Origin of the sequence: Zoogloea sp. LCSB751, from assembly GCF_002028455.1 — a bacterium.
Classification (GTDB): domain Bacteria; phylum Pseudomonadota; class Gammaproteobacteria; order Burkholderiales; family Rhodocyclaceae; genus Zoogloea.
This window is the reverse complement of sequence record NZ_MWUM01000049.1, coordinates 1-9,836: the sequence shown is the minus strand read 5'-3', so window position 1 is coordinate 9,836 and position 9,836 is coordinate 1. Positions and strand designations below refer to the sequence as shown.

7 protein-coding genes and 3 tRNA genes are annotated in these 9,836 nt (G+C 56.3%); 1 reads left to right on the top strand and 9 read right to left on the bottom strand.

Going from position 1 to position 9,836, the window contains the following annotated elements:
- Positions 1-228 precede the first annotated feature (228 nt).
- The 3 genes from B4920_RS25395 to B4920_RS25385 all read right to left on the bottom strand — a co-directional run bounded on the left by B4920_RS25395 (position 229) and on the right by B4920_RS25385 (position 4,424).
- Entirely contained in the window at positions 229-2,484 is a 2,256-nt protein-coding gene (locus B4920_RS25395; protein WP_079437538.1) for a polysaccharide biosynthesis tyrosine autokinase, read from the bottom strand.
- A gap of 94 nt (positions 2,485-2,578) precedes the next feature.
- The gene (locus B4920_RS25390; RefSeq protein WP_079437537.1) at positions 2,579-3,802 is read right to left on the bottom strand and encodes a polysaccharide export protein; all 1,224 of its coding nucleotides are present in this window, start codon (positions 3,800-3,802) and stop codon (positions 2,579-2,581) included.
- A 325-nt stretch (positions 3,803-4,127) separates the two neighbouring features.
- Positions 4,128-4,424: a hypothetical protein gene (locus tag B4920_RS25385; RefSeq protein WP_079437536.1), complete on the bottom strand. Its 297-nt coding sequence runs from the start codon at positions 4,422-4,424 to the stop codon at positions 4,128-4,130.
- Positions 4,425-4,837: 413 nt separating this feature from the next.
- On the opposite strand from B4920_RS25385, the gene B4920_RS25380 reads away from it, so the two are divergent.
- Positions 4,838-6,268, top strand: a complete 1,431-nt coding sequence (locus tag B4920_RS25380) for an undecaprenyl-phosphate glucose phosphotransferase (RefSeq protein ID WP_254051056.1) — start codon at positions 4,838-4,840, stop codon at positions 6,266-6,268.
- Positions 6,269-6,419: 151 nt separating this feature from the next.
- Here the strand turns inward: B4920_RS25380 and B4920_RS25375 are convergent, their stop codons facing one another.
- From B4920_RS25375 to B4920_RS25350, 6 genes are all read right to left on the bottom strand, one after another.
- Positions 6,420-7,343, bottom strand: coding sequence for a glycosyltransferase (locus tag B4920_RS25375; RefSeq protein ID WP_079437534.1), 924 nt, complete (start codon positions 7,341-7,343; stop codon positions 6,420-6,422).
- Positions 7,344-7,546: 203 nt separating this feature from the next.
- The gene (locus B4920_RS25370; RefSeq protein WP_216820025.1) at positions 7,547-8,653 is read right to left on the bottom strand and encodes a sugar phosphate nucleotidyltransferase; all 1,107 of its coding nucleotides are present in this window, start codon (positions 8,651-8,653) and stop codon (positions 7,547-7,549) included.
- A 161-nt stretch (positions 8,654-8,814) separates the two neighbouring features.
- The gene (locus B4920_RS25365) at positions 8,815-9,252 is read right to left on the bottom strand and encodes a low molecular weight protein-tyrosine-phosphatase (RefSeq protein WP_079437532.1); all 438 of its coding nucleotides are present in this window, start codon (positions 9,250-9,252) and stop codon (positions 8,815-8,817) included.
- Between the two features lie 175 nt (positions 9,253-9,427).
- A tRNA-Asp gene (locus tag B4920_RS25360) sits at positions 9,428-9,504 on the bottom strand.
- Between the two features lie 69 nt (positions 9,505-9,573).
- Positions 9,574-9,649, bottom strand: a tRNA-Glu gene (locus B4920_RS25355).
- Between the two features lie 18 nt (positions 9,650-9,667).
- Positions 9,668-9,743, bottom strand: a tRNA-Ala gene (locus B4920_RS25350).
- Positions 9,744-9,836 lie beyond the last annotated feature (93 nt).

Here is a 9,836-nt window from a genome sequence, read left to right as displayed (position 1 = left end):
TCGTCACGGGTTGCGAGCCAGTCCAGTACGAAGTTGGCGCCGATAAAGCCGGCGCCGCCGGTTACGAGAATCATGGAGGAGTTCCTAACAGTTGAATCCGAATTGAAGCGAATGCACTCAATCTAGTGTTTCGGCGCTCCTCCGTACGCCTATGACATACAGCGAGGTCGCCACAAATCAGGGCTGACGGCGCACAGGCCCATCAGCCCTTGTGAAGAGGAAAGGGCGTTACGCCTTTTCCTTGTACGAATAGCGGTAGACATAGCCCTTGTAACCGTAGCGGTACCGCTGCCTGTCCGTATTGAGGTCGTTGAACACGAAGCCCTTCACGTGCACGCCGGACTGATGGAGGCGCTTGACGGCCTGTTCCAGTTCGCGGATCGGGTGGCGGCCAGCCCGGGCGACCATCAGCGTGGCACCCACGTGGCGACCGATGATGGCTGCGTCGGATACCGCCAGGATCGGCGGCGCATCGACGATGACAGTGTCGAAACGCTCACTCAGCTTTTCCAGCAACTCTTCGAAACGCAGGTGCATCAGCAGTTCGGAGGGGTTCGGCGGGATCTGACCCGTAGTGATGACCCACAGGTTTTCGACCGACGTGGGCTTGATGATGCTGTCGATACTTGTGCTGCCCGCCACGTATTCCGACACGCCAGTCTCGCGGCTAAGGCCAAACTCCTTGTTGATATGGCCGCGGCGCAAATCGGCATCGACAATCACCACCCGCTTGCCAGCCTGGGCCAGCACGGCGCCGAGGTTCTTGGAAATGAAGCTCTTGCCCAGGCCGGGGCTGGCGCCGGTGATCAGCAGGGAGTTCTGTTGAGCATCCAGCAGCGCAAAGTGGATCGTGGTACGCAAGCTGCGCAAGCTCTCGATGGCATCGTCTTCCGGATTAGAGATCGCTAGCAAAGTGCCCCCGCCTTTGGCCGCTTTGCCACGCTTGCTGATGACCACTTCTTCGTTGCTGTGGGGAATCGACGCATAAACCGGCAGCCCCAACTTAGACTCGACCTCCTCCGGATCTTCTACGACTACGTTGAGGGTGCGAATCAGCCATACGACGCCAAAACTGGCGATCAAGCCCAGGAAGCCGCCAATAGCAAGGATGATTACCGGTTTCAAACTCACAGGCTGGGTCGTCACCGCTGCGGGGTCGACAATCCGCACATCTCCAATCGTGCCCGCCTTGGTTACACGCAGTTGCTGAGCCGTATTCACGAGATCCGTGTATAGCGTCGTGTAGACTTCCACATCCCGCGCCAAGCGCAGCACCGTCTGTTGAGTGTCCGGCAGCTTGGCAATTGAACCATCAAACTCGGCACGACGGGCCTTGAGCTTTTCCATCTTGGCGTCCGCGGCCTGAATTCGAGGGTGTTCCGGCGTGAAGTACTGACGGAGCTCATCCCGTTCCTGCTTCAAGGCGACGATCTGGTTGTCAACATCGACGATGGAGCCCAGCACGCTTTGCGTCTCGATGGACAAATCCAGCGAGCCACGATTCTGCCGGTAGCCGTTGTAAGCCGCCTCGGCTGCGTCGAGTTGGCGTTTAACCTCCGGCAACTGGGTTTCTAGGAACCTGAGGGTATTTTCAGCCTCGGCAGAACGACGTTCGACGTTCTGCCGCACGTAAGTGTTGAGGATGTCGTCCAGGACAGTACCAATCCGGTCGGAGTCCTCACCCTTCAGGCTAACCTCGAGAATGCCGGATTTCTTGCCCCGCTCCTTGATCTGGTACTGCTTGGAAAGCTTGTCGAGGGCCTCGTCAGGCGACAGGCGAACCAGTTTGAAGCGGCTGCCCGACCGGGCGACGACCTTGGGAACGAAAATGGAAAAGCCTCTGGACGAGGCGCGCTCGCCGACCTTGCCGATAAGCACGGGCTCATCGTCACTTGCAAACAACTCGAAGCGCCCACCTTCACCGAGCACGAAAGTCAGCTTTTCGTCCAGCCAATCACGGGGCACTTCCAGCGCATCCACCTGGATCTCTTCACCGCCCCAGGCAAAGCTGGACAGGCCTAGCCAAGGGCTATTCAGGCCTTCGCCCTTGTAGCGGCGTGCAATCGCCTGGCCAATGATCGGGAAGTAACGCGGATCGGCCTGGATGTTGAGACGCTTTTTCTGGATAACTTTTTCCAGGACCAAGCGGGAATTGAGGATTTCCTGCTCAGCGGCCACGGTGGTGTCACCACCGATGCCAAGCAGCGGGCCCAGGTCTTTCAAGGCAGACATGGCACTGCTACCGCCCGGCCCTTTCTCTTCTACTTGGACCAGTGCGTCGGCTCGATAGACCGGCTTGGCGATGAATACCCAGGCCGCGCTGAGGAGTAAGCCCAAGGCCGTTACCCCAGCGATGATCCATCGGTACTCCAGCAGGACGCCAATAATTTCGCCAAGTGCGATGCCATCCTCCTCCTGATCATCAGATCTTGAATATGTCTGCGGCTGCACTAACTGGGCAGATTTGAGTTGGTCGTGTTCCATGAGCGGTCCGTAGTTCGTATGTCTCGCATGCGCCCGCTGCCGTGGCTGGGCGGGGCTGTATGAATTGCCGGCTTAGGCCGAAAAGCCCCCAGACTTAGGGCTGCCGTCCGCCGAACAGCGGGTAGCGCGCGTTGCTGGTCTGGTAGAGCATCTGGGCAGTGGGCAGGATGTTGGAAATCACCCGGTTCCAGCGCACCACGTCGGCAGCATCCACGTAGATGATGTCCCGTGGGCGCAGCGGAAATTTGTCGGCCAGCAGCATGGAGTCCGGCGAGCTGCCGTCCAGGTGGAAGAGCTCGGGGGTTTCGCCCTCGCCGCGCATCACGTAGATCCACTTGGGGTTGGAGCGATCCTGGCTGATGTAGCCGGCGTCGGACAGGGCCTCGGCCAGCGTGGAGCGCTTTTTGGTCATGACCAAGGAGCCGGGCTTGTTGACTTCACCCAGCACGAAGATCTTGTTGAAGGTTCGATCCGACACGTTGAGGATGTCGCCGGCTTCGAGCAGGGTGTTCTGCTCGGTGGCGCCGTTCTCGTACATGGACTGGATATCCACCCGGTAGGTAACGCCCTTGCGGGTGAGGAGCACATTGCTGTAGTCCGCTTCCGGGGTAAAGCCGCCGGCCAGGTTGACGGCCTCAAGCACCGTCATGGGAATGTCGGAGATGTATTGCTGGCCGGGTTTGCTCACTTCGCCCACCACGTAGACGCGCTGACTGCGGAAGGCCGCCATGCGCACGTCGATCTGGGCTTTTTCGATGTACTTGGAGAGCTTGCTGATCAGCAGTTCGCGGATTTGCCGGGTCGTTTTACCCGCCACCGGCAGCACGCCCACATAGGGGTAGTAGATGGTGCCGTTTTCCGACACGACCGTACCGGCCTGATCCGCCGAACGGTACTGGCCCGCCGGGGTGGTAAGTTCCGGGTGATCCCACACGATGATGGTGAGGATGTCGCCAGCGCCAACTTTATAGTCCGGCGGGGTGGGGATGACGGGAGCGATGCGCCGCCCTTCGCCGGCCAACGCAGATTGGCTGGCGGCAGCCTTGGGCGGCTGGGCGTTACGGAACTGCTCGATGATCAGTTCGGCCGTGATCGGCTTGATTTTTACATTGTCCGGTACAGGCTCGGCGGCGTCCGGCTGTTTGACGGGCAGCTTGATGGCAGATTGCTCGCGCATGGAATAGGCGCGATCGCCGGGGACCACGGCACAGCCCGCCCCCAGCACCGACACGATGCCGGCGACCAGGAGACCACGAGTGAGAAATTTGACGGGGGAGCAGGAAAGATTTGAGGTGGGCAGGTCTGTGGAATCGCTCATGGTCCAATTTCAATTTGCTGGAGCCGCCTTGCGAAGACCTACCCCGGATGCTTGCCCTCACGCAAACATCCTCCTTCCGGCACCTTTCCCCTTGCTAGACGGGAGCAGGCGATCAGTCTTCGGTCTGGCCGACGCCCCTTGTTATAGGTGACGAAAGCATGACCGAGCGGCCGGTGCTCTTATGGGCCCGGCGCGCTCGAAATTTTTACAAAGAGCTCTGGAGACAGAAATTTATGGGCCCAATCCTAGCATGCGAGCTGGGCATTTATTGCATGTGAATGGCCCGCCCGGGGCTGAAAGCTATAACTCTTTGTAAATGACGGCATCAACCGGAGATGCGCTTGCCCACCAAAACCAGCACCAGCGCGAGGCCGGTAAGAATCTGGGCGAGGCTGCCGTCGGCGTCGTCCGACACAGCGCGCTCCAGCGCTGCGCCCCTGCCCTGCCCCGCCTCTGCCGGCGCATACCCGCCACCGTAAGCAGCGCGCCCGGCAGGAGCGCCCTGCGCGCCGTAGATCAGCCCACTGGCCCCGGCGACCGCGGCCGTAGTGACACCGCCGGAGACATGTACGCCGCTACCACTCTCGCCCCCCACCGCCCACAAGGGGCTTGCAGCAAACATGCCGACAACTACAACGAATGAAAGAAAAGTTTTGCTCTTCATGATGGCAGCACCATGGCGTCAATGATCGATGAATGAGGCGCAGCAATAATCAAGCCAGATATTGTTTCGTGACACATGGAGATTGTTAAATTCACGCCAATTCATTATGTTGCGGCATAGCATGCATTTTGCACCTGCAGCATGACCGGAAGAAAAACGCGGCAAGTGTTAAATTTTCCGACACTAACTTAAGTTATAGACGCCCAAAACTGCCGCGAAAATGACATGACAAACTGCAAATAACTCATGTAACATATATTATGTCTTTGTTTATTAAAGACTTTAATCCACCTAACACAAAACCATAAAGGTGAGCGTGAATTATCTTACGCTCAGAATGGGTTTCGTGAATGTACGGGATACACACTCAAATGCTTGCTGCAACGCAAAATCCCGATGGGATGAAAATGTATAGCTTGATTGACAGCCAACACAGTTTTCTACGCACCAGTTACACACTGGCATCTGCTGTAGAGGCTTTCCTGTATCCCGTGACAGCAGTGCTGGTGCTGTTAGCATCAGCACTGGCCACTGGTCACCACGTAGGATCGGCCTACATGGTCGTGGCTGTGCTCACGTTCTCCTTACTGTTCCCAGGGGTGACTCGCTTCAACGATCCCCCACGACGTGTACTGCGAAAAGTGGCAACCTCATGGCTCCTTTTTGCTGCCGTCTTAGGCAGCTTCGGCGTGGCGAGCGGCTATATAAACAATTTTCCGCAAGCTGCTTTGATCAACTGGACTCTGCTCACCCCCTTTGCACTTCTGGCAGCACACTTTGTAGCAAGACACATATTGCTGGGCGTTCTGGCGAAAACCGGAAAGCAGCGCACGGCAGTGGTATGCGGAGTCAATGAAGTTGGGTTGCGCCTCACAAGGCAGTTTCTAGACAATCCCTATCTGGGTTGCCGGGTAGTGGGCTTTTTTGACGATCGTGCCCTTGATCGACTCCCTGAAACAAATAACATCCCCACCCTTGGGCGGATAGGCGACCTAGCTGAGTTTGTCAAAACCAATCGAATTGATCACATCTACCTTGCAATCCCAATGGCAAGCCAACCAAGAATTCTGGGATTGCTAGACGATCTGAAGGATACGACAGCCTCAGTCTTTTTTGTGCCCGATATATTTGTGACAGACCTAATCCAAGGCCAAATTCACAGCATCTCCGGAATTCCGGTTGTTGCAGTATGCGAGACGCCATTTACCGGATTCAGGGGGATCGCAAAGCGCCTATCCGACATCGCCATTTCCACTGTGCTTCTTATTCCACTGGCTCCGGTCATGCTTTTTGTGGCATTGGGGGTTCGGATGTCGTCTTCAGGGCCTGTTATTTTTCGGCAAAAACGATACGGCCTGGATGGCCAAGAGATCATTGTTTATAAATTCCGCTCTATGACCGTAACGGAAGATGGAAATCGCAGTTACACCCAAGTCACAAAGCAAGATGCACGGGTCACAAAATTTGGCTCATTCATAAGAAAGACTTCACTGGATGAGCTTCCGCAATTCATTAATGTCCTGCAAGGGCGGATGAGCATTGTCGGACCACGTCCGCACGCAATTGCGGTGAATGAACAATATAGAAGACTGATTCCAGGCTACATGGTCCGCCACAAGGTCAAACCAGGCATTACAGGATGGGCCCAAGTAAATGGATACCGTGGCGGAGATGATCTGGAGCACATGAAGAAGCGCATTGAATTTGACCTCGAGTACCTAAAAAACTGGTCACTTAGTCATGATATTTGGATAATTTTCAAGACCGTAGCCGTTGTCTTCAAGGACAAACACGCATATTGATGATTTAACCACTAGGATCTCAACAGAAGATCGGAACTGAAGACAACTCAGGGGTCTTGCTTGGCTTCCAACCAGGCAAGACCCCTGACTTCATCGGAGCCTTGTTTTTTCTACTTGACAGTGAGGACGCCCAAAATCACTCAGAGGCACCTCAAACTTTAGCTCCACTCAGAAGCAACAACACTAAGAACAGCCGATCAAGAAGGCTTCGACGCCCCCTATTCATCAACAAAATACAATACCGAGTCTTAGCAAGCAGTGATTCCTGAGCACTCTCTCGCAGTTCCCGCAGAGTGCTAACGTCTCCTCTTGCACCACCCGACACCTGTTCTACAAACAAAAAAATTGAGTCCACTTGTCTCGCGTACCATCCATCTCTGATAAGCGAGAACCGCCTCTTAACTCCAGCCAAAGACAATTTGGCGCCCGTATCATTTGACGAATGCTGCCGATATCGCATCGACACGTAATCGTCAATGCACCAAGCCTTTCCCTTTACTCGACAAAAAGAGTACAGAAGCCAGTCATGATAATGAACATTCGAAATCACAGAGGCACTCAAATCTATGTGCTCTCTAAACTCATCCATGAGACTCTTCGAGACAACAAAAGTGCATCCCTGACCGGCTCCTTCATACAAAAAGTCATATAGCCTTGCTTTTGGATTCTGCCTCAAAGTTCTCGTTCGGCCGTCGGCCCAAAACGCTTCAACTCCGGCGGAATACCCCTCGTAGCGCCCACTCTCAAGAACATCCACCGCACGTTCTAATTTACCACTATTCCAGATGTCATCCTGATCACAGAAGGCAACATAATCAAACCCATCCAGGTTAGCCCGCGACATTAACGAGAAAAAATTCTTGGCTGCGGCACCGAATCGAGACTCATTAGGCAAAATACTAATCGGAAGAGCCCTCTCAAAAGAACGAACAATCTCCAGAGTCCGGTCTGTAGAGCAATCATCGCTTACGAGCAAGCTCACTTCCACACCAACCTGATTGACAAGTGAGCTAATTTGTTCTCCAACCCACAACTCTCCGTTATAGGTCGCCATCAAAACAAGGACTTTTTTCATTTCTCTGACCCACTGGAAATTACTCGAAAGGCATCATGTAGCGCGAATACCAGCTAGTTCACGGCGCTCAACAAATCCCACAGTCTTTACCACTCGCAATTTCTCTTCAGATGTTGTTACTACGCGTCTCAACTAGGGCACAGAAAAGCCTCGTTTAGGTGAGCAAACTCACCTAAACGGACTTATGCTCTACCCGCAGTCCTTTAGCGGCCGCGGGCATCCCCCCAGCGGAGGGGGAATTCGTCGTCGCCGACGTAGTAGGCTTCGCCCTGGCGGTTTACGCAGTACTGGGGCGAGACGATCATTTCGCTGAAGCGCTGGCCTTCAGCCAAGCGGGTGTACTCGAACAGGATGCTGCGCTCGACGCGCACGCCCGGCTTGAGGTGGCTGCCGTGACCGATCCAGGTGGGGCCGATGACGGAGACGCCCGGATCGATTCGCACGCTGGAGCCGATGTACACGGGGCCGACGATCTGCACGCTATCCCATGCGATGGAGGTGTTGGGGCCCACCCACACGCCGGGGCGGATCTCCTTGCCGGGCATGTCCATCTGGGCGACTTCGCCGCTCAGAACGCGCTGCAGGACCGTCCAGTAGTCGCTGAGGCGACCGATGTCGATCCAGTTGAAGAAGCGCTTCTGGGCGTAGAACGGCAGCTCTTTCTGGACGAGCAGCGGAAAGAGCTCACTGCCGATGTCAAAGACCTTGCCCGGCGGCACCAGATCGAGGACTTCGGGCTCGAACAGGTAGATGCCGGTACTGGCTAGCGTGGACTTGGCTTCCTCGGGCTTGGGCTTTTCCTGGAAAGACTTGATTTGGCCGTTGTCGTCGGCAACGACGACGCCGTAGTTCTGCACCTGGTCGCGCGGAACGTCGAGGGCGACGACGCTGGCCACGGCCTGCTTGGAGCGGTGTTCGTGGATGGCGGCACCGATGTCGAGGTCGATGATGGCGTCGCCGCAGATGACGAGGGTGGTCTGGTCGAAGAAGCCGCTGAAATCCTGGATCTTGCGCATGCCGCCGGCGGAGCCGAGGGGCTTGGGTACGACTTCGCCGTGGTCGCGGACGCCTTCGTAGGAGTAGCCAATGGAGACGCCCCAGCGGTGACCGTCACCAAAGTAGTTTTCGATCTTGTAGTGGTTGTAAGCCACGTTGATCATGATTTCGCGGATGCCGTAGCGCGCGAGGTGCTCGATGAGATATTCGAGCACCGGCTTGCCCAGGATCGGAACCATGGGCTTGGGAAGATTTTTGGTGAGCGGACGAACCCGCGTCCCCTGCCCCGCGGCAAGGATCATACCTTTAGCCAAAACACCACTCCTGTCTTAATCGGGCCCAAGAGGCTTGCCGTAGCACGGCGGCTCCACTCCCGCGAGTTTCACAAAGTATCTTTCGGCATAGATTTTAACATTCGAAAGAACATTGGAATGAACACATGGGCATTTTGCGATGCAAAAAAACTATCTTGCAATCAAATCCGTTTGATCCAAATCAGAACCTGCTGGTGAATCAGATCGTAGGCCGCTGCGTGGGCGGCGTCGCCACGGCGGTAGGGGTCGGGAATCTCAAGCTTGTTCCAGTGGCCGAGCAGAAAGGTTTTGCCGCGGGCGGTCGGGTCGAGACCAAGGACGTAGTCGAGGTGGTGCTTTTCCATGACCAGGATGAGATCGGCCCAGCGGGTGTGCTCCCGCTCGATCTGCTGCGCGCGGTGGGCTTGCATGGGCACCTGGCGGGCTTCCATGAGGGCGAGCGCGGTGTCATCGGCGGCGTGATTGACGAGCGCGCCAATGCCCGCAGAACGCACCTCGGCCGGACGGGCGGCGCGCTGGAGTTCATGACGCAGGAGGTATTCGGCAACAGGGCTACGACAGATGTTTCCGGTGCAGACAGTCAGGATATTGTGGAACACGGAGGGGGATCTCGCAGGGACGAATCAGCCGTGCATTTTACGCGCCCTCCCCTGCAGTTCGGCATTTTGCTGACAGCCGGCTTGCATGACGAGGCGAAAGGCGGTGCGGACGGGGCGGTGGGCGAATTCATTCGACCAAACGCAAAAAGGAGCCTACGGGCTCCTTTTTGATAGTTGGCGGAGTGGACGGGACTCGAACCCGCGACCCCCGGCGTGACAGGCCGGTATTCTAACCAACTGAACTACCACTCCGCGCTTTAACCTTCTGCTTCAGCCAACACTGGCTGAAACTGCCTGCTTGCTGCTGCAGGACTTGAATCCTGGCGTCCCCACGGGGATTCGAACCCCGGTTATCGCCGTGAAAGGGCGGTGTCCTAGGCCTCTAGACGATGGGGACCCGATGCTGCTTAACTTGTGGTGGAGGTAAACGGGATCGAACCGATGACCTCTTGCATGCCATGCAAGCGCTCTCCCAGCTGAGCTATACCCCCACGATACTGCTGGTGCTCCTGGCGTCCCCACGGGGATTCGAACCCCGGTTATCGCCGTGAAAGGGCGGTGTCCTAGGCCTCTAGACGATGGGG

Coding starts and splice junctions, on each gene's coding strand:
- B4920_RS25395 (WP_079437538.1), bottom strand. CDS start 2,484: ATGGAACACGACCAACTCAAATCTGCCCAGTTAGTGCAGCCGCAGACA.
- B4920_RS25390 (WP_079437537.1), bottom strand. CDS start 3,802: ATGAGCGATTCCACAGACCTGCCCACCTCAAATCTTTCCTGCTCCCCC.
- B4920_RS25385 (WP_079437536.1), bottom strand. CDS start 4,424: ATGTTTGCTGCAAGCCCCTTGTGGGCGGTGGGGGGCGAGAGTGGTAGC.
- B4920_RS25380 (WP_254051056.1), top strand. CDS start 4,838: ATGCTTGCTGCAACGCAAAATCCCGATGGGATGAAAATGTATAGCTTG.
- B4920_RS25375 (WP_079437534.1), bottom strand. CDS start 7,343: ATGAAAAAAGTCCTTGTTTTGATGGCGACCTATAACGGAGAGTTGTGG.